We start from the raw sequence: 26,472 nt of genomic DNA on the forward strand, positions 1-26,472 counted from the left end.
GAGGCGGCGCGGACCCGCGCGCTCCAGGTGTTCGACTGGCCGGTGATCGCGCGGCAGTACCGCGCGCTGTGGGCCGACCTCGCCGCCGTCCGCGCCGGGGCGGAAGAGGAGACGCACCCCGGCTACCCGCTGATGCGCGACCCCTACGCACTGTTCGCCAATTTCGCCACGGAGAGCCTAGGTCCCGACAGTGTCCTGACGCTCGCCGACGAATCGGCGCCCCGGCGGCTGGCCGCCATCCGCGCCGTCGACATCAACACCTTCGCCCGCTATTGGCAGTTCGATGCTGCGGGCATGCAGGCGCTTCTCGACCGCGTCGCCGCCGCCAGCACCATGACGGTCGCCCAGTTGGAGGCATTGGCGCCCAACGACCCCCAGCGCCTGCACCGCTCGCTGGGCTGGCTGCTGAAGATGGGGCTGCTGCGGCTCGTTCCCGCAGGGGCCGCCTGATGGCCCGTCGCGTCGCCGTCGTCACTGTCTCCAACTCTGGCTACTTCCGGCTTCTGCAGGGCCTCGTGCTGTCGCTCGAGGCAGCGGACGCGGACGTCGACGTCTGCTTCCCGACCTCGGCTGCACGCCCGAGATGGCGAACGAACACCTGAGGGAGAAGCACTTTTGGTTCGCGCATTACTTCGGCTCGGAAGTCGCTGACCGCTATTGCCTGCGGCCGATGCTGAACGCCGGCGCCTTCGCGCTGAGCGAGTCGAGCCCCAATTGGGAAGCCTACCGTGACCGGCTGGCCAAGGCCATGAAGGTCGAGCGCATGGACTACGGCGACCGGATGTCGCTCAACCTCGCCGTCTGGCGGATGGGCGGCGAGGCGATCCTGCCGGCTCGGCACAACTGGCTGTGCAACAGCGCGTTCCCGATGCACGGCCCGGCCGCCAAACGGCTGGTGGACCATTACTACCCGCACGAGCCGCTCGGCATCGTGCATCTGGCCGGCCCGGACAAGCTGGGCAAGTTTTCCGACGTCACCGCCATGTGCACGGACGGCCGCCGCGCCAAGCTGAACATTCTCTACCGCAGCGGAAACTACTGAAGCGCCGCCCGGTCACCGCTGCCCGGCGACCGCCCCGATGTAGAAGGTGCGCGGTGCCGGTATGGCCGGCCGGGATGGCAGAAGACGCAGCCCGTCCGGCAGCAGCTCGACGTTGGCCCCCGGATAGACCGCCAGCGCCTCCTTGAGCGCAGGCACGAACTTGGCGCGGAATTGGCGCAGGTGCTTGTACTCCGGCCCGAACTTCTCGCGCAGCGCCGGCCAGGGGATGTCGGTGATTCGGGTCAGCGTAAACAGCCGGTAGCACAGCCACACGTAGATATCGATGACGGCGCTGGAATTCTGGATGGCCTTGATCGCGTTCTCCGAAACGGGCAGCGGGTGCTCGCGCAGTGCCCGGAAGAATTCGGGCGACAAACGCGCCGTCTCATCCCATGCGCCGCCAGGGCCGCCAACGCTGGGGGACAACAGCATGGCACTGACGATGTTGGCGCGCTCGAATCCGCTCCGGCCGTCCTCGGCCGTCCAACTCACGGTCAGACGGCAGGCGGACAGGCGCCGCGCCTGATCGCGGATGGCGGCGTAGCTGCTGCCGCCAGACTTCACGCCCATACGCTCCAGCCAGTGGTGCATGGTGTTTCCCAGCCGCACCTCAGGCGAACCGGTGCGCATCGCCTCGCTTTGCAGGTACAGCAGGATCAGCCGGGCCCGGCTGCCGAAGGGAACGCCCTGCCGGCACGGCTTGCCGTCCGGCCCGGGGATGAAGCCAGGTTCGACCATCAGGCCGAAGCGGCCGTTGGTCCGCTGCCACGCGTCGTTATCGCTCGTTGGCCGGCGGTGCGGCAACGCGGTCATGGCGAAACCGGAGTAGAGATAGGCCGGACTGCCGCGATCATCACCCAGCACCAGTGCCGCCAGATCGACGTATCGCCGCTCCGACGCGGCGACCATGTCGCGCGCAGCGCTGTGCCCGTGGCGGGCGATCAGATCGTGGATCTCAGCCAATCGGCGGCTTCCCTCCGTTCTGGCGTTCAACCTGCGCAAGCAACGTCGCTTCCGCCATTTGGCATTTGGTGACGCCCCGCTTACGCTGCGGCGACGATCAAGATGATGCGCCCAACGGCGGCGTTACCTCCAGTTCTTGCGGAGTGCAGTCGTATGACGCGCACTTTGTCGCACCCCGACCCAAGCCCCTATCATGGTTCCCGCGTTCATGAAAGAACGCCGCAGCATAACGGGGAGCACGGATGTTCATGCTCTGACCTAATTTCGTTCTTTGAATACGTAAGGGTGTTTCCGTGGCCTCGAAATTAATTTCAAAAGCATGTCACCACATGCCAAGAAAGCATCAATATGCCGACGAATCGGGCAGGGCCCGCACCGTCAGGCCCGGCATTCAACCCTCCGGCACCAGACGGAACCGGCGGCCGTGCAGAGTCAGGCGGAAGGGCTCCGGCGCCACAAGGCAGAAGGCGCGCAGCCGGCGCTCCAGTTCGTCAGGCGCGATGTCCGGCGGGATTTCGCACATGGCCCGAAGCGTTGCACGGGTCGAACGCCTGCCGCTCCAGCGTATGGTCGAGGTGGGCAGCGGCTCCGCGGTGCGCAGCAGCCGCGGGCAGAGGTGCATGAAAAGCTTCAGCGCCGCCTTGTAGGTCCGGGCGTTGAGCCAGTCGAGGTCGGCGCCATCCTCCACGTCGAATTCGGCAACCGCGACAATTGGTCCGCTGTCGACCTGCGCCGTCATGACATGAGCGGTGGTGCCGAAGCGGCGCACCCCGTCGTACAGAGCGAATGCCACCGGATAGCGGCCAGGATAAGCCGGCGGGCCGGGGTGGAAGTTGTAGGCCGGACTGCCGATCCGCTCAAGAACAGCGGCCGGCACCACCACGGGCGTGAAGAAGGCGAGGAAGCGCGAGATTTCTGCAGGCCGAGCGAAGTAGTCATCCAGTTCCTCGGCCGTGAACAGGAAGCGCACCTGCGCCCGTGGCTCAAAATGCTCGATGATGCTGAGCAGGACGATGGAGTACTTCGGCTCTGTCAGGACGACGATGTTGGGCGCCATGGGCGGTCTCCGGGCTGGGGACGGCGACGGGTGTACGGCGCGCCGGGCCGTCCGGCAAGCGCGATGTCCGAGCTTCGGCACTTGACCATCGCCACATCTTTGTGTCACCTCCCGGCTCGTCGCGTTTCCGAACCGTCCCACCCCGCCGGCCGCGGCGGGACGTTTCGGAAGCGGACGAATTGAGTTCTTCTTCCCAATCTTGGGTTTTCATGGTGCTGTTCAGATGAGCCACGGGCGCCGTATCTCCGTCGTCGGCCTCGGCTATGTCGGCCTTCCCGTTGCGGTGGCCTTCGGTCGTGCCGGCCTGCCGGTGATCGCGTTCGACATCGATCCGTCGCGTATCGAGGAGCTGCAGCGCGGCTTCGACCGCACGGACGAGATCGACCCGGCGGAACTCGCCGATGCCAAGCTCATCCTCGGCACCGATCCGGCGCTCCTGCGGGAGGCCGACTTCCACATCGTTACCGTGCCCACGCCGATCACCGCGGGCAACCGGCCCGACTTGGGACCACTGTTCTCGGCCACGCGTTCGGTCGGACGGCAGCTCAAGAAGGGCGACATCGTCGTCTACGAATCGACCGTCTATCCCGGCGCCACCGAGATGGACTGCGTGCCGATCCTGGAACGGGAATCGGGCCTGACCTTCGGGCGCGACTTCTCCGTCGGCTATTCGCCCGAGCGAATCAACCCCGGCGACCGCGAGCACCGGTTCGAGACGATCACCAAGGTCGTCTCGGGCAGCGACCCGGCCACCGCCGAGATCGTCGCCCGGGTCTACGGCAGCGTCGTCAAGGCGGGCATCCACAAGGCGCCCTCCATCGCCGTCGCCGAGGCCGCGAAGGTGATCGAGAACACCCAGCGCGATCTCAACATCGCGCTGATGAACGAACTGGCGCTGATCTTCGACCGCCTGGGCATCGACACCCAGGACGTGTTGGCCGCCGCCGGCACCAAGTGGAACTTCCTGAAGTTCGTGCCCGGCCTCGTCGGCGGCCACTGCATCGGTGTCGACCCCTATTACCTGACGCACCGCGCCGAGCAGGTCGGCTACCACCCCGACGTCATCCTTGCCGGCCGCCGAATCAACGACGCGATGGGCCAGTACATTGCCCGCGACATTGTGAAGCGCCTGCTGCGGATCGGCCATCCGGCACACGAGCTGTGCGTCACCGTGCTCGGACTGACCTTCAAGGAGGACGTGCCGGATATCCGCAACACGCGGGTGACCGACATCATCGCCGAACTGAAGGACTTCGGCATCGCCGTGCAGGTGCACGACCCGCTGGCCGACCCGGCGCAGACCGAGCACGAGTACGGCCTGACCCTGACCGCGCTGGACGCGCTACAGCCAGCCGACGCCATCGTGCTGGCGGTGCCGCACAAGGCCTACCAGCCGCTGTCGTGGGACTTCGTCACCGGCCTGCTGAAGCAGGGCCGCGGTGTCGTATTCGACGTGAAGGGCCGCCTCGACCGCGCCACCACGCCGGACGGCGTGACCCTGCGCCGGCTGTAAGCCGCCTTCCCCTACCCCACCAGTTCCGGCGTGCGGCGGAGCAGTTCCGCCGTCAGTTCCTCCTGCCGGGCAAGCAGCCCGTCGTACCACGCCCACTGCGCCTCGGCGTACGGCGCCAGCATGCGGTGTTCGGCGACGTGCGCGTAGGCCGCGTCGGCCAGGGTGGCGCGCAGCGCCGGCTCGTCGACGAGGCGCAGCAGCTGGCGCTCGAACTCGTCGGCGTCGTGGAACAGCAGGCCGGTGCGGCCGGGTTCGACGCTGGCGGCGTAGACAACGGGGCTGGCCAGCACCGCCGTGCCTTCGGCGGCGCATTCCAGGAACTTCAGGTCGGATTTGGCGCGGTTGAACTCGGTGTCGGCCAGCGGCAGCACCGCGACGTCGGCATCGGCCAGGGCCTGCCGGTAGACGTCGTAGGCGCACAGCGGCCGGAAGGTCTTGCGCGCGGTGGCGAGTCCCCGAAAGAAGGCCTCGTCGTGGATGACGTCGACGCGCACCTGCGGCCGCGCCGCCAGCACGCGGTTGAGCGCCGGCAGGATCGCCTGGGCGTCGGCCGTGCGGTTCAGCGCGCCGAAGAACAGCACCGCCTCGTCCCGCGCCGGCGCCGGGCGGCGCGGCGGCAGGGTGGCGAGCTGGTTGGGGAACAGGCCCACGTGCGGGTTGAAGCGGCGCGCGAAGTCGGCGATCGGCGGCGTGGAGACCTGCACCGCGTGCACCCCGCGGAAGCCGATGAAACCGTTTCCGGCGTAGCCGGGGTGCTCCGGCCAGTCGTCCATTTCGTGGACGATCAGGTAGCCGTGCTGGAGCAGCCCGCGCAGCAGTGCGGCGTCGGCCGGCCAGCGCACGATCGGGCGCTGCCAGACGAAGATCCGCCGCTCCTCCGGCCGGTGCAGCGACAGGCGGATCGGGCCGTCCTCCAGGTGGACGCGCACGCCGGGCCGTCGCCCGATCAGGCCCAGCGGCTCCTCCATCCGCACGACGCTGCAGCCGCCCACCGGCTTGCGCATGCGGCCGAAGATGAAGGTGGGCGCCTCAGGCATTGCCGAGCAGGGCGGCGGCCGGCGAGGGGCCGGGCTGCGCCGTGATGCGTTCGTAGAAGGCCTCGTACTGCGCGGCGACGATGGAGAGCGAGAAGTGCCGCTCGATCCGCCGCCGGGCGTCGGCACCCAGTGCCGCGCGGCCCTCCGGTCCCAGCGCCATCATCTGCTGCCAGGCGACGGCCAGCGCCACCGGGTCGCGCGGCGCCACGATGGTGCCGGTGTCGCCCACGATCGCCGCGGCGTCGCCCACGTCGGTGCTGACGCACGGCACGCCGCAGGCCATCGCCTCCCCCAGCACGTTGGGGAAGCCCTCGCCGAAGGCCGAGGACAGGGTGACGAGGTCCAGCGACGGCAGAATGCGGTCGATGTCGCGCCGCTCGCCCAGCAGCAGGACGCGGCCGTCCAGGTTGCAGGCGGCGATCAGCCGGCGGACGCGCGGGTTCTGCGCCTGCAGGCCCGACCCCATCAGGACGAAGCGCGCCTGCGGGTGCTTGGAGGCGAAGTCGGTGGCGGCGGCCAGGAAGGTGCAGTGGTCCTTCATCGGGTCCAGGCGCGCCGGCAGACCGATGAGGAAGGCGTTGTCCGGCAGCCCGTGTTCGGCCAGGAAGCGCCCGCGCGCCTCCGGGTCCGGGTGGAAGCGGGCAACGTCGAAGCCGTTGGGAATGAGCTGCCACGCCCGCGGCCGGTAGCCGTAGCGTTCGTGCACCGCGCGCCCGGCACCGGAGTTGACGATCACCGCGTCGGGCATGCCCGAGAGGCGCGCCAGCAGCAGCGGCAGGTGACGCGACAGCCAGCGGTAATTGGGCCGGTTCATGTCCGAGCAGCGCAGGTTCCACACCACCCGCGGCACGCCAGCCAGCCGCCCGGCCAGCGCGCCCATCAGGTCGGCGTGGTACAGCCACGTCTGCAGGACGTCCGGCTTCTCCTCGCGCAGGACCTGGAGCAGGCGCGTCAGGCCGCGCGGATCGGCCACGCCGCGGCGCATCTGCAGGGACAGGATGCGCACGCCGCTCGTCGACAGCTCGGTCGCGATGCTGCCGCCGTCGGTCATCGAGATGACGATGTTGCGGAAGCGGGTGGTGTCCATGGAGCCGACCAGCTTGGCCAGCATGGTCTCCGCCCCGCCGGTCTGCAGCCCGGTGATGAGGTGCGCGATGGTGATCACGTCGGCGCGTCCGGCATCACGGCACGGGAACGGGCGCGGCGGTCAGCTCCGCCACCACGTCGGCCAGCGCGTCGCGCCAGGGGCGCAGGCGCACGCCGAAGGCACGCTCCGCCCTGGTGCAGTCGAGCACCGAGTTGGCCGGGCGGCGGGCCGGCGTCGGGTAGTCGGCCGTGGTGATGGCGTGCACCACCGGACGGCGGCCGAGCGCCGGGGCGGCCAGTTCGAACACCGCCTCGGCCAGGCCGTGCCACGTCGTCTCGCCGGAGCCGGCGAGGTGGTAGGTGCCCCAGGCATCCTCGCGGCGGTCGAGCAGAAGCTGGCGGGCGATCTCGACGATGCCGCGCGCCATCTCGCCCGCCGAGGTCGGGCAGCCGCGCTGGTCGGCGACGACGCGCAGCTCGTCCCGCTCGGCGCCCAGGCGCAGCATGGTCTTGACGAAATTCTGGCCGAACGGGCTGTAGACCCAGGCGGTGCGCAGGATGACGTGGCGCGGGTTGGCGGCGCGCACCGCGCGCTCCCCCGCCTCCTTGCTGGTGCCGTAGGCGCCCAGCGGCCGCACCGGGTCGGCTTCCACGTAGGCGCCGTCCTTGCTGCCGTCGAAGACGTAGTCGGTGGAGATGTGGACCAGCGGCACGCCCCGGGCCGCCGTCGCCTCGGCCAGCCAGCCCGGCCCGTCGGCGTTGATGGCCCGGGCCGCCTCCGGCTCCGTCTCGGCGCGGTCGACGGCGGTGTAGGCGGCGGCGTTGATGACTAGGGCCGGCCGCTCGCGCGCCACCGCCTCCATCACCGCGTCGCGGCGGGCGATGTCCAGCGTGGCACGCCCGGCCGTGCGCAGGACGAAGCCGGACGGCAGGGCGGCACGCTCCAGTTCGCGGGCGATCTGCCCCTGGGCGCCGATGACGAGGATACGGGTCGCGGTGTCGGTGAGGGTCACGGTCCAGCCGGGAAGCCATATGAAAACGGCTCGCACTCTATACCAGAGGTCATGGCGGTTCCATTAAAACCCTGGCGAATGCCGCACGCCGCCCGCGACAACGGATGGCCGCTGCGGCGGCCGGACGAAGCGCTTAAGGCAACGGCTTGACCATTGTCCTCGCCACGATCAACCTGCACCTGTCTGAGGTCTATTCCGGCCTTGAGCTTCCCGCGGCGGCATGGACACCGGGTTATGCGGCCCGCATTTCGGCCTTTTCCGGGGTAAAGTAGCCGAGAGCCGAGTGGAGCCGCTGGCGAATGTCGTAGCCTTTGATATCGGCGAACGGATCCCGCTTGGCAACCTCGCGCGAGGGATGGTGCTGCTCACGGACGAGTTCGGCCTTCAAGCCGTCGAAGAAGCTCTCCATAGGCGCGTTGTCCCGGCAGTTCCCTTTGCGGCTCATCGACGGCACGATGCCGTGGGCCTTCAAGGCCTCGCGGTGCTCCTTCAAGGCCTAGGGCACGGCAGGGAATTGCGTGTTCAATTCTCCCAGTCAGTTGGTGGTGAGAGTGTGTAATTCCACGCCGGGCAGACGGAGTGCGGAACCAAGCGGAGACAGCGCATCTCGGCATCGGAGACGCGCTCGACGGTCTCATTGCCGCCGCGCTTGAGCCGAGCGGTCACGCGCAGCCCCGCGGCGGTGACGGTCCCGGCGATGTAGCGCATGACGGTGGCCAAGGTGCGCAACGGCATTCCGACCCAGTTCACGCTGATGGCGCTGAAGAGCCGATGCTCGATGAGGTTCCACTTCGAGCAGCCGCTGGGATAGTGCCACACCGTGACCGCCAGTCCGCACGAGTCGCAAAGCTGTTCTTAGAGTTGCGCTTTCCAGGCACGCGAGCGGCAGCTGTTCGAGCCGCCGGCCTCGGCCAGGAGGAGCAGGCGCTCGGCCTCGGGGAAGCGACGGCTTCCCTCGTGGGCCCACCAGTCACAGATTGCCTCGACCGCAAAGCGCGCAGTGACGAAGCAGTCGCCGATGCACACGAAACCGCAATTGCTCGTCAGATCGTAGATGCCCTAGGGGGTTGCTTGGCCAACCGCATCTTGGGGCCAATCGTGCACCAACACGGCATCAGCCGTCCAGCACCAGGCCCGTGATCTGCGCCAGCAAGGTTTCTCCACCGCGGCCAAGGCGCTCGGCTTCGAGCGCTACGAACCAGCGGCGCTGCTGCTCATCCAGACGGCTGATCAGCAGATTGATATGCTCGTGAAGGGCACGATCCCGGTGCGGCTCGTCGGCGCGGCAGCGCGGACAGCCGCACGGATGGACAACGGAGGAGGACATCGGTAACTCCCGTCACCGCCGACGACGTGAGATTACCGTTCCCCAGCCAACATCTTGAGCAGGTAGTTCCCTGCGGTGCCCTAGCGGCCCCGCAGATCCGCCAGCGCGTCGCGGATCGCCTCGGGATCGTTGGGGATCACCGGGATACCGGCGGTGCACTCGCCAACGCCCTCGGCGAAGCCAGCCGCCATACCCTCGGCGACGATGGCAGAGAACTGCCCGGCGATCCGGGTGTTTGCCGGATCTAGACCGACGACGACGCCCAGCCCGGTGGGCGACGCGGGGATGACGGCAAGGCCCAGATCCGGCCGGTACCGGCACAGGCACAGCAGTACCTTCCAGGTGTCGCCGCTCCAGAACGTGGTCCGGCGCTGCCGGTCGGCGGTCTCCGGGTCGAGCGGCACGACGTCGTGGAACAGATAGATCGCGCCGGGCGCGGCGAGGCGCTCCAGATTCACGAAATCTCGCAACGCTTGGTCGAAGGTGTGCAGGCCATCGATGAACGCCATATCCACCCGCCGTCCGTCCAGCAGCGCCGGGAACGCCGGGCCGGCCAGAGCGTCGTCGCTGGTTGCCTCCAGAACCCGTGCGCAGGGCGGCAGCGGCACTGACAGCTGCGGTGCCGGATCGACGCCGATGGCAAGCTCGCTGCCTCCGGCCAAGGCCAAGCTCCGGCCCGAGTCCACGCCGATCTCGACGTACACCCGCGGCCGGACCAGCGCATGGATCTGTTCGAGTACCGCGTAGTAGGACGGCCCTGGCATGCGGATGCGGGCGAGCGCCATATGAGCCTGGAAGAAGTCGCCGTCGAGCGCCAGGGCCCGCCGGTACGCCGCCTCGGCCGCATGCCCGCGCCCGAGGGCTTCGAGCGCCAGCCCGAGGTAGGTGTGGAACAGGGCCGTGCGCCCAGGCGCCGCGGCGGCGGTTTCGATGATCGTCGCCGCCTCGGCCTCACGGCCGCTCTGCTGCGCCTTGGCGACGAGCCGGGTGAGGGTCGACGGGGCCTGCGGGTCGTCCTTCAGGATTCGGCGGACCATGCGCGCGGCCGGGGTGTCGGCGGCTTCGGGATTGGACGCGGTGGTCAGGTCAGGCTGGGGCATGGCTCGTTCCGGTAACATCCGAACCCGAAAGGCGCGAGAGAATGAATGCTTCCAGGGCCCGTACCGGGGCAAGGTCATGGAAGATCCGCGGCATGCCGGCGGCGAGACGCGCGCGCAACGAGGCACGCCACTCTATGTCGGCGCACAATCGCACCGCAACCTCCACGTATCCGTCGATGTCGTCGGCGATAGTGTCCGGCACGCCCGCGGTCTCCAGAAGGGCGGACGCCAGCCGCCCGCGCATGCGCCCTGCGCGCACGGTGACGATCGGCAGTCCCGCGCGGATCCCGTGGATCGCCACGTTGAAGCTGGAAAAGCCGACGCTGTCCAGATAGCCGTCCATCACCCTCAGCGCCGCCTCGAAACGGGCGCCGTCAAGGTGCGGCAGGACGATGCAATGCGCATCGCGCGCCAGCCCGGCGGCGGCGAAGCACCGGGCGAGGCGCGCCATCAACCGGTCAAACAGCTGCGCGTCGCGCACCGGCCTGAAAAAGACGAAGCGTGCCTGGGGCGCGGCGCGCGCGATGCGGATCAGAACGTCGTCGTAAAACGGCACGTATTTGAACGGTGTCTGGCAGCAGGCGAGCAGGACGGCGTCGTCCGGCAGCCCGAAGTCCGCCCGCACTGCCGCGACGTGCGGCAGCGCGTACGGTGCATAGCACGAGGCGGTGCCCGGCAGGCAGACGAGGGTCTCCGTGTAGTGCTCCCTCGCGCCGGGCGGTTCCAGGCGCTCGCCGCTCAGGAAGGCGTCGATGGTCGGCAGGCCTGAGGTGATCGGGTGCCCCCAGGTCACGCACTGCAGCGGTGCCAGCCGCAGCGCTGCCAACTTCAGAGAGGTGCGGTCCACCGCAACGTCCGGATAGATCAGCACGTGTGGTGCGGCGGCGCGAATGGTCCGGCACCAATCCTCGAACTCCATCGGTCCGGCAACGAAGCGGTCCGCCATGGCGCGGGCGGCGTCCGTCTCGTCGTCGCGCCGGCTCCCAGTGTGGCAGAGGGTCACGGCGAAGCGCGTCCGGTCCAGATTCTGCACGAATCCCCGTAGGTTCGTGGCCCACACCGAGTGGCGCTCGACGAAGGCCGACACGAATGCCACGCGGACGCGCTCGCCCGGCGCAAGGATCGGCAGAGGGAGGTGCTCGGACCATTGCGGATAGGCGGCGGCCATGAGCTGGCACACCAAGTCGCCGTACAGCCCCTGAAGGCGGCGGTCGTTCCCCTGCACATAGGGCAGGTAGAACGGCAGGTAGCGGTCGACTTCCGCCGCGGCGGCCGCCTGCGCCCGCCGCGGCAGCGCCAGCAAGCGGGCGCGGGCTTCCCGCAGGGTCGCCTCGTAGGCGCTGAGGTGCGCGGCGATGTCGTCGTCCTCGCCATAGACCGGCAGCAGGTGCGCCGTGGACAGGCCGAGCCACGAGCCGGCAAGCCCGGGATCCAGCACCACGGCCCGGCGGAAACCGGCGGCGGCGAGGTTGCCGTGCCGGACCGCGTGGAGCGACGCCAGCATCTCCCACGACGCCGCCCGTTCCGGCTCGAGGCATACCGCCCGGACGGCGGCGGCGAGCGCCGGGCCCAGGTGGGACCGCCGCAGCAGGACCGTGGCCAACGGCAGCCACGCCTCGCCCCGCTCGGGTGCAGCGGTGACGGCGCGGCGAGCAGCCGCCTCTGCGTCTGCAAAGCGGTCCTGGCGCAGTTGCATCGCCGCCATCGCGGCGTAGGATGTGAAACGTTCCGGAGCGACGGTGATCGCGTCGCGCGCCGCCGCCGCTGCCAACCCGTACCGACCGGCGTCGTTTGCCGCGGTCGCCAGGATCGCCAGTGCCTCCGCGTAGACGGGCCGGCACCGTACCGCGCGCGCGGCGCTCCGCAACGCATCTGCCGGCCGCTCCTGCAGCGTGGCGAGGTTGCACAACCCCTCCGCCAGATCGGGAAGGAGGATAAGGGCGATGCGCAACCCCCGCGCGGCCGCCTCCTTGTCACCATCGTCGAGCAGCAAGTTGGCAACGTTGAACCGCAGCCGCGCATCCTCCGGGGCGAGCCGGACGGCCCAGTCCAGGACGCGGCGCCCTTCGGCGGCAAGGCCGGCCCGGCGCAGCGCGGAGGCGAGGTTCGCAAACGGCCCCGGCGTGTCCGGGGCCAGCGCAGCGGCGGTGCGGAAGGCGCGGGCCGCTGGTCCCAGCCGATCGAGCCGGAGCAGGGCGCGGCCGGCAAGATTGGCGGTTTCCGCCGCGATGCTCCCCCCCGCCAGTGCTTCGCCCACCAGACGCAGAGCCGAACGGGCGTCCCCCTTTGTCAACGCCTCGGCGGCCCGCCGCTCGACACTGTTCATGGCACCGCCGGTCGTTGGTCGCGCCCCCCTCTAGCGCATCTGTTCTAGCGCATCCGCCGGCTCTGAAAAAATGAAAAACGCCAATCCGGAGCGGCGCCAGAACATTAGGGCCGGATGGCCCAACCATGCGAAAATGTACGTTAGCGTATTTTCTGCAGTGTTGTGGTCCGGGTTGGTGGCGGGGCCGAGCATCTACCGAACGAACTCCGCGGTGAGCACCGATTGGCGCCGCGGCGACTGGAAATAGCCGCTGTTCGGCATGATGTGGGCGTGCAGCACGGGCAAGACACGGGCGATGTCATCGTCGAGAACCTCTTGTCCCGCGGCGTGACGCTGGGCGACGATGTCTTTCAAGTCGGTCTTTACCGCCGGCTGGAGCGTCTTGGGCACCTTGTTCAAGACGTTGACGGCCTTGCGATGCCAGCAGCGCTGATGCCGCGTGGCCGGGAACACCTCCTCCAGCGCCTTCCAGAACCCGAGCGCGCCGTCGGCGACGGCCAACTCCAGGGGTGGCGCAGGCCTCCATGCCGACCACGCAGGGCGACAGGGTGGCGAAAAATCCGAGCACAGCAACCCCGGCGCAGGCGTTTGGTCACCACCACCTTCCCGTGGCCGTCAACGCCGTGAACCAGGAAGAGGGACATTGCCAGATCAAGGCCGATGGTCGTCGCATGCATCGGGGCGGTCTCCTTGCTGAAGGGCATCACCCCCCTTCATGTGGCACCGCGGTGCCGGAAACGGGGGCCGTCCATCCCATCACTCGTCCACCCCGAGAACCGTCACCGGAGCAGCCGGCGTTCCGGTGGTGGCGCGCACCCGGTGCACCAGCGTCGTGCGGCTGACCGGCACGCCCATGGCGGCGGCATGGCAGGACCCGGGCTTGCCGCCGAGCGTCAGGCCGATGCTCCGGTGCACGGCCCGCAGCCGGTCGGTCTGGCGTGCGCGCGGGGCGCGCAACGCCAGGCAAGGCGTTTTCTGAAGGTGCGGCGCGGACACGCGGTATCGGAGTAGCGGAAGCGCCGGATGCGGACCAGCAAGACGGTTGGCCGGCCGAAGCACGCCACGTCACCGAGGCTGCGCCAGCAGGCGCCGTGAACGCGGCGTGACGGCACGCCGCACCCCGTGCAGGACGCCGAGGCGGCGGCTGGCTGCGCCCGCACGGTGATCCGGTGGAAGCCCGGATCGATGTGATCCAGGATCTGGAGGGTGGGCAGAAAGCCTATTGATTGCAGAGAAATGCCCAAGGACGCGGCCATGATGAAAGAGGTTTTCCTTCCATATGACGTTCCTGTCCTGCGAGAGACTGCGCCTACAATCGGCTGTTCAGCGCCACCCTTTCAACCCCTGCTTGGACTCAACTCCGTTTTCCCCTGAGGGTCAGGGCGCCTAGGGCCTTCGCCTGACCGCCGCGCCGTGCATCCAACACTCTTCCATCGATTCCCGCCATGGCCTCGGCAACTGTGAAGGGCTCACGTTGATTGGTACGGCAGACAGCCAATTCATGGCAGTTCGACTGAAAGCTGCAGGGATGCGACAACAACATCCGCCAACAATCATCATACGGGAACTTGGAAAATTCCACCGCTTCGTCGTTCGATGTTTTCAAGTACCGGCTTACGCAGTAATATACGCCGCCGATCGCCTGAGCGCGTTGGATCTGTTCAAAATAGAACTTGATCACGCTGTTGCGCATTTCCTGGAGCGCCCTGGTCGTGTAGGTGAAGTTCAGGTACCCGTCGGGCACACGCTCGATCGACCAGCCTGGCAGGATCAGGAAATCGTAAGATTCTGAGAAGACAGCACTGCCACGCTCCTCCAAATCCCGAAGATAAAGGATGCGGGCATCGGGAAAGCGGCGAGACAAATAGTATGTTTGCACCGCATTCATTTCGGCAAGATCAAACAGAATGCAACGTGCATCCGGAAATATGGTTTTTACTTTTGCCATTGTCTCGCCATACCCGGCACCGATCTCGGCGAAGACCGCCGATGACGGCATAAAGGGTGAGGCGAGCCGGGAAATCTGCCACGCGTAATAGATCAAGGAGAGATCATGTCTGGCCAACCGCATCGGGTGCTGCGGGCTGCTTGGCGTCTCCTGCCAAGTGAAGGCCAGATGCTGTGGTGACCCGATTGCCGGCGCGGCAACCTGTTTCACAAAGTCCGTCCCGCAGATCCGCATGACGAAGCGGATCATCGCTCTTATGTTTTCCCGCGCCGGTCCGGTGGGTACGGTCTCCGGGATCAGATCCCGGAAATCGTGATTCAAACGGTATTGCCACCGGTCGTTCACGTACAAGAGATCGTCGTTGAAGCCAACCGATATACCGTTCCGCAAAAAGGTTTCCCAGGGAGCCTGATGACGGATCACGTCTTCGTAATTCTCCGGAAAGACATCCCAGTGCGCACTTTTGTCGTTGGCGCGGGTCAGGGTCCGCGCCAGCAGATAGTTGTCGAGCATGACCGACCAGGGGGCAGGAAGATCTGCCGAAGGCGTGGTAAGGGTGGTCGTCATCAGATGAGTTCCCTGCGAGAAAAAAGCGAATTTACACGGAAGGAAGCGGCTGCCGGCCGGAAACGGCAGGCAAGCCACACCGACCATGGCCGGTCCGGTTCATTAAAAACACGCGGCCGTAGCGGAATCCAAGCATCTTTGTCATGATCGCTGCGGGTATCCTGCGCTCAGGGAACCACGCGGTGATCCGGCGGCGTGCCGTTCCACGGCACGCCGCAGCCTGGAAGCCAGCGCGTCCACGAGTCCGCTCCAATCGCCACGCCCGGGCTGCGGCATCAGTTCGACTGAGGGATACCAGGGAGTGCGCCCTTGGGCCATCTGCCAGCGGTAGGCGAAGGGTACGTTCAGCATCAGCCAGGTCGGCCGCCCCAAGGCCCCGGACAGGTGGACGGTGGCCGTATCGATGGTGATGACGAGGTCAAGGGCCGCCATCACGCCGGCCGTGTCGTCGAAGCTGCGAAGGACCGGGCGAAGGTCGCGCAGCCTTCCCGACTGGCCAAGCCGTGCGATGTCGTCGGCTGCGTCGCCGACTTGGAGGGAGTAGGCATCGACCCCTTCGACCTCCAGCAGGGGGCGCAGAGCGGCGAGCGGGCAACCACGCTTGCCCCCCCCTCGTCCCGCCCACACGAATCCGACGGACAGCCGGCGCGGGTCCGCGGGGACCACATCGTAGCGCGGTTCCGCCACCAGATAAGGCACATGCGCCGCCAACGCCGCCGCGGCCGGCTGCGTGAAGCGTGGCAGGCTGCCGATTGCCGCGTGGCAATCAAAGGCCGGCAGCGGCCCGCCAGCCGGTACCACCGCGTCTACCGCCGGTATGCGGGCGAACAGGGCGGCCAACTCGGGCTGGCATTCGACGACGATCCGTCCACCGTCCTTCGCGATGTCACAGGCGAAACGGATGTGTTGGAGCGTGTCGCCGAAATCCCGTTCCGCGTAGAGAAGCACGGTTCGTCCGGCAAGCGGGGCGCCGTCCCACTCCGGGACTTCGAAGCGGCGCCGCGCCACCGGATAGCCACGCGTCTCGAAACGCTGCTCATACTGGACGTAGGCCTCTCCGACACGACCGTTCCGCAGCAACAGGTGAGCAAGCGATACGGCAGCTCCGGCATTGGCCGGCCTGATCGCCAGTGCATGGCGGTAGGCCCGAATCGCTTCCACATCGGCGCGAACCACCGCAAGAGTCTGAGCAAGCAGCACGAACGCTTGATCATCATCCGGCTTGGCTGCCAGGGCGCTACGCAGTGGCGTGATCGCCGCATACGGGCGGCGGGCGTTTGCCAGGATGGCACCGAGATTGAAGCGCATCCAGTGTGCATCGGGGGCGATGCGAAGCCCATGATCCAGACAGCGCGCAGCGTCGTTGGTCCGTTGCAGCGCGCCCAGCGCAAGAGCCATATGCGCGTGCGCCACAGCTTCGCTCGGCTTCACAGCCAATGCACGCCGGAAAAACGGCAGTGCATCCGCAGACCGCCCGTCATTGTGGGCCAGCAAGCCAAGCAAGTCGAGCGCTCCGACGTGTTCGGGATCGTGTTCCAGAATCGTGCTGCACAGGGCGTGGGCCTCGCCCCTCATATTTTTCTGAAAGGCGTCGACGGCCTTGAAGTAGGTCATGACGTGATCCTAGACGTATCGCTCAACGCTCTCAGCACGCCGGCCACCACCTCCGCCTCCGTCGCCGCGTCGGCCCGGGCGGCGCGCTCCAGCCCGCTGGCGATCAGGCGAGCGCGCCGGTCGCCGTCTTCCAGCACATCGGCCACGGCGTCGGACAGGCCCTCCACGCTCGGCTCGGCCAGCACGCTGTTGTCGGGCGTCAGCAGCCATTCCACGTTGGGGCCGCGGTTGCTGACCACCGGCACGCCGCAGGCCATCAACTCCAGCGGCAGCAGCGACAGGTTGGTGAAGGACAGCACCAGGGCGGCGTCGCAGCTGCGGTAGAGGTCGGGCAGCGCCCCCATCGGCACAACCCCGGCGTCGACGTGGCGGAAGGGAATGCGGAAGCGCTTCAGGTCCCAGCCGACGAACACCACCTCCACGTCCGGCATGCGCGCGCAGAGATGCTGCAAAGCGAGCAGGCCCAGCTCGAAGCCGCGGCGGGGCGTGATGGGGCGGGCGTAGAACAGCACCCGCCGCACGCCCGGCCGCCGGCCCGGCGCCGGCCCGTCCGGGCGGTACAGCGCGCGGTCGGCGCTGAAGCCGAAGGCGTGCGTCTCCATGCCGTAATCGCGCGCCAGCACGTCCGCCAGCCAGCCGCCGGCCGTGACGCCGGTGAAGCCGAAGCGGTAGGTGGCCTCGGCCAGCGCGTACTCGCTGCCCGGCGGGGTGAAGTACGGCTCGAAGTCCTGCACGAGGTAGACCTTGTGCCGCGCCCCCTGGAAGCGGCGCAGCGTGTAGGCGGTGTGCCAGCCGGTGGCGATCGCCGTGTTGGCCGGCGGCATGTCCTCCGGCCGCAAATACACCTCGGCGTCCAGCGGCAGGAAGTGCTTGTGGATGGCATCCTTCGCCGCGGCGGCGCTGGCGAAGCCCATGCCGGCGTTGAGCGCGATGCGGCAGCGGAACCCCTGCCCCTCCAGGTGCTTCACCAGCCGGAAGGCGGTGTAGTGCCCGCCCGAGCCGGGGAAGAACACCGGGACGATCCAATTGACCGTGCGCTCGAACCCCGGTTCCGGCCGTTCCGGCAGGGCGCCGAACGGCGGGGCGGAGACGAAGCCGTAGCGCGCCGCCACGTCCACCGTCCACACGCGCTCGCGGAAATGCCGCCAGCCGAAGCGCAGCGCCCCCAGCGGGCCGGACTGCCGGGCGATCAGGCGCAGGCGGGACAGGTTCTCGGCGAACGACATCGGATGGCCCTCACACGCCCTTCAGCATGGCTTCGCGGGACAGCCCCCGCCGCCAGCGCGCCGGCAGCCACGCCGCGTGGCTGCCCAGCAGGTAGCCGGTCTGGCGCGCCAGCGTGTCGGCCGGCCGCGCCAGCGCGGCGCGCGGGTCGCGGGCGTACAGGCCGCTGCGCAGCGCGTAGAGCTGGTCCAGCACGATCCGCCCGCCGAGCCCGGTGAGGAAGTGCAGCGGCGACCGGCATAGCTTGCGCCCGTCCAGCGCCCGCAGGGCCGCCGCCTCGTCGAAGCAGCGGGTCAGCCGCTCCGAAAAGCCGTAGGCGTGCGAGTGGAAGACCAGCGCGCGGTCGGCGTAGGCCGTGGCGTAGCCGGCCTCCAGCGCCTTGCGCGCCCACGCCTGATCCTCGGCGAACTCCACGTCGGGGAAGGGAATGCGCTCCCACACCGAGCGGCGAAGCGCGGAGTTGTTGTTGGAGAAGTACGCGAGTTTGCGGCGCCACACGGCGTCGCGGCGCCAGCGCGCCGGGTCGTCCACCCGCACCACCGCCGGTCCGGCCGCCAGGCCGTCGAAGAAGGCGTCGAGGTCGCGGCGGGTGAAGGGGTCGGCACCGGCGTGCGCGGCGTGCCGGCCGAAAACGCCGGCGATCGTGGGGTCGGTGTCGAAGGGGGCCAGCAGCTCGGCCAGCCAGCGGCCGTCGGCGGGCAGCGCGTCCTGCGTGATCAGGGCGACGTAATTGCCGCGCGCCAGCGAGATGCCGAGGTTGCGGGTGCGGCCGTGGCCGAAGTCCTGCGGCGGGATGCGGTGCAGGCGCACGCCGTCCAGCCCCTCACACGCCTCCGCCGTGCCGTCGGTGGAGCCGCTGTCGACGACCACCACCTCGAACGGCGCGGGCGTGGATTGCGCGCGCACGCCGTCGAGCACGCGCCGGAACAGGGCGCCGCCGTTCTTGGTCGGAATGACGACGGACGCCCAAATGGCCATTTCGGGCATGCCCGGATCAGGGGTGCGACCGCTCCACGAGGCCCAGAAGGTACTGGCCGTAGCCGCTCTTGCGCAGCGGCTCGGCGAGGCGCTGAAGCTGCGCGGCGTCGATGTAGCCCATCTGGAAGGCGACCTCCTCCGGGCAGGCGATCTTCAGGCCCTGGCGGGCCTCCACCGTCTGCACGAACTGGCCGGCCTGCAGCAGGCTGTCGTGCGTGCCGGTGTCCAGCCACGCGAAGCCGCGGCCCATGCGCTCCACCCGCAGGGTGCCGGCCTGCAGGTAGACGCGGTTGAGGTCGGTGATCTCCAGCTCGCCGCGCGCCGACGGCTTCAGGTTCTCGGCGATCTCGACCACGTGGCGGTCGTAGAAGTAGATGCCGGTGACGGCCCAGTTGGACTTGGGCTGCGCCGGCTTCTCCTCGATGTCGATGGCGCGGCCCTGGGCGTCGAAGGTGGCGACGCCGTAACGCTCCGGATCGCTGACCCAGTAGCCGAAGACGGTGGCGCCCTCGGTCCGCTTGGCGGCCTCCTGCAGCATGGCCGGCAGGCCGTGGCCGAAGTAGATGTTGTCGCCGAGGATCAGCGAGCACGGCTCGCCGCCGATGAAGTCCTTGCCGATGATGAAGGCCTGGGCGATGCCCGCCGGCTCCGGCTGGATGGCGTAGCTGAGGCGGATGCCCCACTGCGTGCCGTCGCCCAGCAGGCGTTCGAACAGCGGCCGGTCGTGCGGCGTGGAGATCACCAGGATGTCGCGGATGCCCGCCATCATCAGCGTGGACAGCGGGTAGTAGATCATCGGCTTGTCGTAGACCGGCAGCAGCTGCTTGGTCACGACGTGCGTCACGGGGTAGAGGCGCGTGCCCAAACCGCCGGCGAGAATGATCCCCTTCATGGTACGGCCTTCTCCCGTTCCTGTGGCTGCGCTGGTGTGGCTTTGCTTCAGACGGCGAGGCCGAGACGGCCGCCGGCGTAGACGCCGTCGCGCAGCGGCTGCCACCAGTCGCGGTTGTCCAGGTACCAGTCGACGGTGCGGCGCAGGCCGGTGTCGAAGGTCTCGCGCGGCTCCCACCCCAGGTCGCGGCGGATCTTGGAGGCGTCGATGGCGTAGCGCTGGTCGTGGCCGGGGCGGTCCTTGACGTGGGTGATCAGGCCGCGGCGCGGGCCGCCGGGCAGCGGGTCCACCACATCGTCGAGGATGTCGCAGATCATCTGCACCACCTCGATGTTCTTCATCTCGTTGTTGCCGCCGACGTTGTAGGACTCGCCGGGCGCACCCTTCGACAGAACTTCCCACAGCGCGCGGGCGTGGTCCTCGACGTACAGCCAGTCGCGCACGTTGGTGCCCTGGCCGTAGACCGGCAGCGGGCGCCCCTCCAGCGCGTTCAGGATCATCAGTGGGATCAGCTTTTCCGGAAACTGGCAGGGGCCGTAATTGTTCGAGCAGTTGGACAGCACCACCGGCAGCCCGTAGGTGCGGTGCCACGCGCGCACCAGATGGTCGGACGACGCCTTGCTCGACGAATAGGGGGAGCTGGGGTCGTAGGGCGTGGTCTCGGTGAAGAAGCCGGTCTCCCCCAGCGACCCGAACACCTCGTCCGTGGAGATGTGGTGGAAGCGGAAGCGGGCGCGCCCCGCCTCGTCCAGCGAGCGCCAGTAGGCGACGGAGGCGTCCAGCAGCGCGTAGGTGCCGACCACGTTGGTCATGATGAAGGCGCCGGGGCCGTCGATGGAGCGGTCCACGTGGCTCTCGGCCGCCAGGTGCATGATCGCGGTCGGGCGGTGCTTCTCCAGGAGATGCGCCATCGCCGCGCCGTCGCAGATGTCGGCCTTCTCGAAGGCGTAGCGCGGGTTGTCGGCGACCGGCTTGAGCGAGTCCAGGTTGGCGGCGTAGGTCAGCTTGTCGACATTGACGACCGCCGCGTCCGTCTCGGCGATGAGATGGCGGATCACGGCGGATCCGATGAATCCGGCGCCACCGGTGATCAGGATTTTCTGCGTCATGTCGGGATGTCACCAAGCTTTGTTACGATGCCGAGACCGTCGGCGCGGGCAATTTAGCGTCCGCCCCCCGGCAATTCAAACGGAACCGCCGCGCGGCTGCCCATCGGCCGGGCGGAATGCGGCCATGTGCCTCAGGCCTAGGCCTTCCGGCCAGGCGGCGGCGCGCACCGCCAGCACGGCGGCCAGCGCCGGCATCCACGCCAGCACGCGCACCATCCACACCGCGTGCAGGATCGTGTGGTTGACGAAGGCCAGGAACCACGCCAGCAGGACCAGCGGCGTCAGCAGCAGAAGCACCGTCTCCGCCCGCCGCACGCCCGCGTCGCTCCCGCCCGCCCGGCCCAGCGCCAGCAGCGCCAGAACGGGCGCCGCGACCGTCGCCCCGGCCAGCACGGCGATGCCCAGCGCGCCGGAGCCAAAGGTGATGCGGTGGCTGGCCTCGCCCAGGCGGAACAGCAGGTAGGCGAGGCTGGGCAGCAGGTGCCCCTCGGCGGCGTTCAGGTCGAAGCCGACGCGCCGGGCCGTCGCCACGTCGGCCGGCGTCAGGCCGTAGACGAAGCGGCCGCCGGTGCGCTCCGACAGCGAGGCGAAGAAGGTGGCGGCCTCCCCCGGCCCGGCGTACAGCACCAGGAAGGCCAGCTTGATGGCGAAGCAGGCGGCGATGGCGGTGCCGAACACCGCCGTGCCCAGCACGGCGCGCCACACCAGCGTGCGCCGGTCCGGGGCCTCGCCCAGCGCCACCATGCCCAGCAGCACGGTGAGGCCCAGCGGGATGCCGCCGGTCAGGAACTCGAACACCGCCGTCAGCACGCCGAAGCCGGCCACCGCCAGGACGAAGGCGCGTTCGCCCAGCCGCCCCAGCGGGCGGAGGTAGGCGAAGAGGATGAAGCCGAGGATGACCACGTCCGGCAGCGCCAGCGAGAAGTTCCAGCCGAACAGGCCCAGCCCGTAGAACAGCAGGAAGGCCAGCGCCAGCGCGGCGAAGGAATGGTCGCGCGCTCGGCCCGGCGCACTGCCCGGCCCATGGCGCGCCGCCGCCTGCGCCAGGGCGGCGCCCAGCAGGACGAGGACGAGCGCGTGCGTGGCGACCAGCGTGACGGCGCCCAGCATCAGCGGCGGCACATAGGGCGCCAGAACGCGGGCGAACAGCCGGTGGCCATGCAGGTAGCGGTGGTAGACGTAGCTGGCCGCCGCGCCCGGATCGTCCATCCCGGCCAGCGTGATCAGGCGCAGGCAGGGCGGGCGCGGCAGGCCGTTGGCGGTGGGCGGGATGACCGGCGGCTCCTCCGCCGTCATGCGCGGCGACAGCGCCTCGTCCACGCGGCTGGGATAGGGGAAGACGACGCCGGCCAGCACCCGGCAGTCGTTGCCGGCGATGCGCGGCAGCACCTCGTCGGCACCCAGCGGCAGCGGCACCGCGCGGGCGAAGTCGCCGGCCTCCGCCGCCTGCCGGATGCGCGCGGTGGCGGCGTCGCGGTCGATGAAGGTCGCGGCGACGTTCAGCGCGAAGTAGGCGGCCATGGCCAGCAGCGCCAACAGCACCGTGCCGGCGCAAGCCAGGGCCAGGGCGCGCGCGTGATGAAGCATGGTCAGGCGATGCCCAGCGTTTCGGCCAGCGCGTCCACGACGCGGCCGACGTCGCCGTCCGCCATGGCGGGGAACAGCGGCAGCGTCAGGGCGCGCGCGTAGTACGCCTCCACCCCCGGCAGGTCCAGGGCGCCGTAGCGGTCGCGGTAGTAGGGCTGGCGGTGCACGGGCACGTAGTGCACCTGCGTGCCGATGCCGCGGGCGCGCAGGGCCGCCATCACCGCGCCGCGGCTGCGCCCGGCGGCGACGAAGTCGACCAGCGCCACGCACAGGTGCCACGCCGGCCGGCAACCCGCCACCCGCGCCAGCGGGCGGACCAGCGGCGCCAGCGGGTCCAGGCGGTGCGCGTAGAGGTCCATCAGCCGGCTCCGCCGCGCCGCGAAGCGGTCGAGCTTGCCGAGCTGGCTGAGCGCCAGGGCGCTGTGGATGTCCGTCAGGCGGTAGTTGAAGCCGGGCTCCGGCATCTCATAGACCCAGGGCCGCGCGGTGCCGTCGGGCTCGAACCCCAGGTCCTGGTCGGTGAAGCGGTCCGGCTCGCGCACCATGCCGTGGTTGCGGAAGCGGCGCAGCCGCTCGGCGAGTGCCGGGTCGTCGGTGGTGACCGCCCCGCCCTCGCCCGCCGCGATGGTCTTGACCGGGTGGAAGGAAAAGGCGGCGAGGCCACCGTGCCGGCACGCCCCCACTTCGGCCCACGTCCCGTCGGCTCCTTGTGTCTGCGTACCGACGGCGTGGCAGGCATCCTCGATCAGGGCGAGGCCGCGGGACGCCGCGACATCGGCGAGGCCGGCCATGTCGGCCGTCTGCCCGGCGAAATGCACCGGCGCCAGCGCGCGCACGCACCAGCCGGCGGCCTGGGCGCGGGCCACGGCGGCGGCGGCGTCCTCCGGCCGCATCAGGCCAGTGTCGGGATCGACGTCGGCGAAGGCCACCTCGGCGCCGACATAACGCGCGGCGTTGGCGGTGGCCAGGAAGGTGATGGAGGGAACGACGACCGCGTTGCCGGGGCCGAGCCCCAGCGCCAGACAGGCGAGGTGCAGCGCCGCCGTGCCGTTGGCGCAGGCCACCGCGTGGGCGGCCCCGGTGCGCGCGGCCAGCGCGTTCTCGAACGCCTCGACCGCCGGCCCCTGGGTCAGCCAGTCGCCGCGCAGCACGGCGGCCACGGCGGCGATGTCGTCCTCGTCGATGCTCTGGCGCCCGTAGGGCAGGAAGCCGGCGCTCACCGCGTCTCTCGCAACATCTGTCACAGGGCCTCGGCCAGCAGCTTGGTGAGGCTGTCGCTGTCGAGCCATTGGGTGTTGGTGTCGGAGGCGTAGCGGAAGCCGTCCGGCACCGGTTTGGCCCCCAGCCGTTCGTAGGATTCGTGGCTCCAGAAGGTGAAGGTCGGCTCGATGACGTAGCGGTCGGCCAATTCGAAGGTCTGGCGTGAGTCGTCCTCGGTGATCATCACCTCGTGCAGCTTCTCGCCCGGGCGGATGCCCACCACCTTGTACGGCAGCCCCGGCCCCAGGGTGCGCGCCACGTCGACCATGCGCATGCTGGGGATCTTCGGCACGAAGATCTCGCCGCCCTGCATCAGCGCGAAGCACGACACCACGAAGTCGACGCCGTGCTGCAAGGTGATCCAGAAGCGCGTCATCCGATCGTCGGTGATGGGCAGGCAGGTGGCGCCGTCGGTCACCATCTTGCGGAACAGCGGGATGACGCTGCCGCGCGAGCCCACGACGTTACCGTAGCGCACCACCGAGAAGCGTGTGCCCAGCGAGCCCGACAGGTTGTTGGCGGCGATGAAGATCTTGTCGGCCGCCAGCTTGGAGGCGCCATAGAGGTTGATGGGGTTGGCCGCCTTGTCGGTGGACAGCGCCACCACCTTCTTCACGCCGGTGTTCAGCGCGGCGCGCACCACGTTCTCCGCGCCGTAGACGTTGGTGTGGATGCACTCCATGGGGTTGTATTCGGCCGCCGGCACGTGCTTCAGCGCCGCGGCGTGGACGCACACGTCGACCTCGCGCATGGCCAGCTCCAGCCGCTCGCGGTCGCGCACGTCGCCGATGAAGAAGCGCAGCTTCGCCCCCCACTCGGGCCCGAGGTGCTGCTGCATCTCGTACTGCTTGAACTCGTCGCGCGAGAAGATGATGACGCGCCGGGGCTTGGCGCGCGTCAGAAGCGTCTCGACGAAGCGGCGCCCGAAGGAGCCGGTGCCGCCGGTGACAAGCACCGAACAGCCTTCCAGTTCCGCCAGCGCGTCCTGCATCCAGGTCGCCGAGGGGTTGGCAAGGCGCTTGCTGATGGAGGCTGATCGGCTGCGGTCGGTCAAGGGGAGCCCCGATGCTGCATGCTTATGAGGTCGAAATGGCCTTGTACCGTATCCGGGAACTTCTAGCAGTCCGTTAATTTTGTGTGAGCATGACCGGCACAGCTCCCGCGACAGGTTTGCCACTACCGGCGGCCCGGGGCGTGGTCTATCGTGCGCCCGCCTCAGGCGATCCAGGAAGTCTCGTCCATGATCCGCATCTTCATCGGCTACGACCCGCGCGAAGCGGCCGCCTACCATGTGTTCGCGCATTCGATCCTGACCCGCGCCTCGCGGCCTGTCACGGTGGCGCCGCTGATGCTGAGCCAGCTCGGCGAACTGATGTGGCGCGAACGTCACCCGCTGCAGTCGACCGACTTCTCGTTCTCGCGCTTCCTGGTGCCGTACCTCGCCGGCTTCGAGGGTTGGGCGCTGTTCTTCGACTGCGACATGCTGATGCTCGACGACGTCGCCAAGCTGTACGACCTGCGCGACGACCGCTATGCCGTGCAGGTGGTCAAGCACGACCACGTGCCGCAGGAGACGGTGAAGTTCCTGGGCGCGCCGCAGACCAGGTATGAAAAGAAGAACTGGTCGAGCGTCATGCTGTTCAACTGCGCACGTTGCACCGCGCTGACGCCGGAATACGTCAACACAGCGACCGGCACCGACCTGCACCAGTTCAAGTGGCTGGGCGACGACGGGCTGATCGGCGAGATCCCGCACCGCTGGAACCACCTCGTCGACTACGACCCGCCGGCGCCGGTGGAAGAGACCTCCAACCTGCACTACACGATCGGCGGGCCGTATTTCGAGGAGTTCCGCGACTGCGGCTACGCCGACCTGTGGACCGCCGAGCGCGAGCGCATGCTGTTCGCCGCCCAGCGCAAGGCGTAACGTGGCCGGTGTTGGGTTTTCGCTGCGCTCAACCCAACCTACAGGCGCTTTCCACGTGGGTTGGGTTGAGCCGGAGGCGAAAACCCAACGTCCAAACGCTACCCCCGCTCCGCCGCCGCCGCGGCGGCGGCGCGGATGGTGACGGTGGGCTCCAGGCCGAAGTCGACGGTGCCGGTCGGCGGCATGTCGGGTTCGGCCTCCACGCGGAACATCACGGCGTCGACGATGCGGTGCAGGTACTGCCGCTCGCCGTATTCCGACGCGGTGACGCCGCAGTTGGTCAGGTAAGTGCCGCCGAACAGCCGGCAGGTGAAGCGGAACGACACCTCCAGCACGCTGCCGGCCGTCACCTCCGGGATCAGCTGCGAGGGGCGGTGCGAGCCCATGCCGCCCAGGCCGTAGCCCTGGAGCGTGCGGAAGATCATCATGCACAGCACTTGGTAGGCGTCGCGCTCGACGTGCACCTCGTAGCGATAGACGTAATCCTGCCCGCGGCGCAGCACGTTGACCGTGCGGCCGTCCGGCGTCTCGATACGCGGATCGACAATACGGGCACCGTTGACCGGGTACTCGGTCCGGCTCTTGGCCACGAGGTTGGGGTCGTGGAACGGGTCGCCGCCGTCGACGGCCGCCACGCCGTTCGACTCCGGTTCCGGCGGCGCCTCGGCCGCGTCGCCGCCGGCCGCCTCGCCCATGCCGGATATTTCCTGGAGGATCTGGTCGCGCTGCTCGACCGGCGCGTAGAGCAGGCGCTGGTACTGGGTGATCACCGTCTTCGGCGCCCCCGCCAGGATCAGCCGGCCGTGGTCCAGCAGCAGGGCGCGCTTGCAGAACTGCACCACGGCGCGCGGGTCGTGGCTGACGAACAGCAGCGTGCCGCCCTGCTTCTGGAACTCGGTCAC

At 68.9% G+C, this 26,472-nt stretch carries 23 protein-coding genes and 3 pseudogenes; 4 read left to right on the top strand and 22 right to left on the bottom strand.

Features of this window, described 5'->3' with window-relative positions; genetic code table 11:
- On the top strand, positions 1–450 hold a 450-nt coding region (locus VED21_RS37590), incomplete at its 5' end, for a hypothetical protein (protein WP_324891428.1).
- Positions 451–583: 133 nt separating this feature from the next.
- A complete protein-coding gene (locus VED21_RS37595) occupies positions 584–1,042 on the top strand; it encodes a hypothetical protein (protein ID WP_324891430.1) in 459 nt (152 codons plus the stop codon).
- Between the two features lie 12 nt (positions 1,043–1,054).
- Here VED21_RS37595 and VED21_RS37600 read toward each other — a convergent pair whose 3' ends face one another.
- Positions 1,055–2,005: a replication protein RepA gene (locus VED21_RS37600; protein ID WP_324891432.1), complete on the bottom strand. Its 951-nt coding sequence runs from the start codon at positions 2,003–2,005 to the stop codon at positions 1,055–1,057.
- Positions 2,006–2,396: 391 nt separating this feature from the next.
- Positions 2,397–3,062: a formyltransferase family protein gene (locus VED21_RS37605; protein ID WP_324891434.1), complete on the bottom strand. Its 666-nt coding sequence runs from the start codon at positions 3,060–3,062 to the stop codon at positions 2,397–2,399.
- Between the two features lie 223 nt (positions 3,063–3,285).
- Between VED21_RS37605 and VED21_RS37610 the strand changes: the two genes are divergently transcribed.
- Entirely contained in the window at positions 3,286–4,575 is a 1,290-nt protein-coding gene (locus VED21_RS37610; RefSeq protein WP_324891436.1) for a nucleotide sugar dehydrogenase, read from the top strand.
- Between the two features lie 11 nt (positions 4,576–4,586).
- Here the strand turns inward: VED21_RS37610 and VED21_RS37615 are convergent, their stop codons facing one another.
- From VED21_RS37615 to pseB, 19 genes and pseudogenes are all read right to left on the bottom strand, one after another.
- On the bottom strand, positions 4,587–5,612 hold the full coding sequence (locus tag VED21_RS37615) for a glycosyltransferase family protein (protein ID WP_324891438.1): 1,026 nt from the start codon (positions 5,610–5,612) through the stop codon (positions 4,587–4,589).
- Positions 5,605–6,777 (bottom strand): glycosyltransferase family 4 protein, encoded by a 1,173-nt coding sequence (locus VED21_RS37620; RefSeq protein WP_324891440.1) that lies wholly within the window; start codon positions 6,775–6,777, stop codon positions 5,605–5,607. Before VED21_RS37620 ends, VED21_RS37615 begins: the two co-directional genes overlap by 8 nt.
- A gap of 16 nt (positions 6,778–6,793) precedes the next feature.
- Complete coding sequence (rfbD, locus tag VED21_RS37625) at positions 6,794–7,711, bottom strand: dTDP-4-dehydrorhamnose reductase (RefSeq protein ID WP_324891442.1); 918 nt, start codon at positions 7,709–7,711, stop codon at positions 6,794–6,796.
- A gap of 232 nt (positions 7,712–7,943) precedes the next feature.
- Complete coding sequence (locus VED21_RS37630; protein ID WP_414638400.1) at positions 7,944–8,204, bottom strand: integrase core domain-containing protein; 261 nt, start codon at positions 8,202–8,204, stop codon at positions 7,944–7,946.
- A gap of 29 nt (positions 8,205–8,233) precedes the next feature.
- A pseudogene (locus VED21_RS37635) lies at positions 8,234–8,767 on the bottom strand (ISAzo13-like element transposase-related protein).
- Positions 8,768–8,825: 58 nt separating this feature from the next.
- A complete protein-coding gene (locus VED21_RS37640) occupies positions 8,826–9,038 on the bottom strand; it encodes a hypothetical protein (RefSeq protein ID WP_324891444.1) in 213 nt (70 codons plus the stop codon).
- A gap of 80 nt (positions 9,039–9,118) precedes the next feature.
- Positions 9,119–10,138: a class I SAM-dependent methyltransferase gene (locus tag VED21_RS37645; RefSeq protein ID WP_324891446.1), complete on the bottom strand. Its 1,020-nt coding sequence runs from the start codon at positions 10,136–10,138 to the stop codon at positions 9,119–9,121.
- Positions 10,125–12,464 carry a tetratricopeptide repeat protein gene (locus tag VED21_RS37650; RefSeq protein ID WP_324891448.1) on the bottom strand — a complete coding sequence of 780 codons (2,340 nt, stop codon included), beginning with the start codon at positions 12,462–12,464 and terminating at the stop codon, positions 10,125–10,127. Before VED21_RS37650 ends, VED21_RS37645 begins: the two co-directional genes overlap by 14 nt.
- 342 nt (positions 12,465–12,806) lie before the next feature.
- A pseudogene (locus tag VED21_RS37655) lies at positions 12,807–12,968 on the bottom strand (transposase); the annotation flags it as partial.
- A gap of 255 nt (positions 12,969–13,223) precedes the next feature.
- Positions 13,224–13,720, bottom strand: a pseudogene (locus VED21_RS37665) (transposase family protein); the annotation flags it as partial.
- Positions 13,721–13,818: 98 nt separating this feature from the next.
- Positions 13,819–14,979 (bottom strand): putative sugar O-methyltransferase, encoded by a 1,161-nt coding sequence (locus VED21_RS37670; RefSeq protein ID WP_324891450.1) that lies wholly within the window; start codon positions 14,977–14,979, stop codon positions 13,819–13,821.
- A 141-nt stretch (positions 14,980–15,120) separates the two neighbouring features.
- On the bottom strand, positions 15,121–16,593 hold the full coding sequence (locus VED21_RS37675) for a tetratricopeptide repeat protein (RefSeq protein WP_324891452.1): 1,473 nt from the start codon (positions 16,591–16,593) through the stop codon (positions 15,121–15,123).
- Positions 16,590–17,819, bottom strand: a complete 1,230-nt coding sequence (locus tag VED21_RS37680) for a glycosyltransferase family 4 protein (RefSeq protein WP_324891454.1) — start codon at positions 17,817–17,819, stop codon at positions 16,590–16,592. Before VED21_RS37680 ends, VED21_RS37675 begins: the two co-directional genes overlap by 4 nt.
- A 10-nt stretch (positions 17,820–17,829) precedes the next feature.
- A complete protein-coding gene (locus VED21_RS37685; protein WP_324891456.1) occupies positions 17,830–18,795 on the bottom strand; it encodes a glycosyltransferase family 2 protein in 966 nt (321 codons plus the stop codon).
- 16 nt (positions 18,796–18,811) lie between these two features.
- Complete coding sequence (rfbA, locus tag VED21_RS37690) at positions 18,812–19,687, bottom strand: glucose-1-phosphate thymidylyltransferase RfbA (protein WP_324891458.1); 876 nt, start codon at positions 19,685–19,687, stop codon at positions 18,812–18,814.
- A 47-nt stretch (positions 19,688–19,734) separates the two neighbouring features.
- Complete coding sequence (gene rfbB, locus VED21_RS37695) at positions 19,735–20,796, bottom strand: dTDP-glucose 4,6-dehydratase (protein ID WP_324891460.1); 1,062 nt, start codon at positions 20,794–20,796, stop codon at positions 19,735–19,737.
- 75 nt (positions 20,797–20,871) lie between these two features.
- Positions 20,872–22,383, bottom strand: coding sequence for a hypothetical protein (locus VED21_RS37700; RefSeq protein WP_324891462.1), 1,512 nt, complete (start codon positions 22,381–22,383; stop codon positions 20,872–20,874).
- A gap of 2 nt (positions 22,384–22,385) precedes the next feature.
- A complete protein-coding gene (gene pseC, locus VED21_RS37705) occupies positions 22,386–23,603 on the bottom strand; it encodes a UDP-4-amino-4,6-dideoxy-N-acetyl-beta-L-altrosamine transaminase (RefSeq protein WP_324891464.1) in 1,218 nt (405 codons plus the stop codon).
- 20 nt (positions 23,604–23,623) lie between these two features.
- Positions 23,624–24,634: a UDP-N-acetylglucosamine 4,6-dehydratase (inverting) gene (gene pseB, locus VED21_RS37710; protein ID WP_324891470.1), complete on the bottom strand. Its 1,011-nt coding sequence runs from the start codon at positions 24,632–24,634 to the stop codon at positions 23,624–23,626.
- Positions 24,635–24,883: 249 nt separating this feature from the next.
- On the opposite strand from pseB, the gene VED21_RS37715 reads away from it, so the two are divergent.
- Positions 24,884–25,570, top strand: coding sequence for a hypothetical protein (locus VED21_RS37715; RefSeq protein ID WP_324891466.1), 687 nt, complete (start codon positions 24,884–24,886; stop codon positions 25,568–25,570).
- Positions 25,571–25,668: 98 nt separating this feature from the next.
- Here the strand turns inward: VED21_RS37715 and VED21_RS37720 are convergent.
- On the bottom strand, positions 25,669–26,472 hold an 804-nt coding region (locus VED21_RS37720; RefSeq protein ID WP_324891468.1), incomplete at its 5' end, for a Wzt carbohydrate-binding domain-containing protein.

Source organism: Azospirillum sp., assembly GCF_035627195.1.
GTDB lineage: Bacteria > Pseudomonadota > Alphaproteobacteria > Azospirillales > Azospirillaceae > Azospirillum.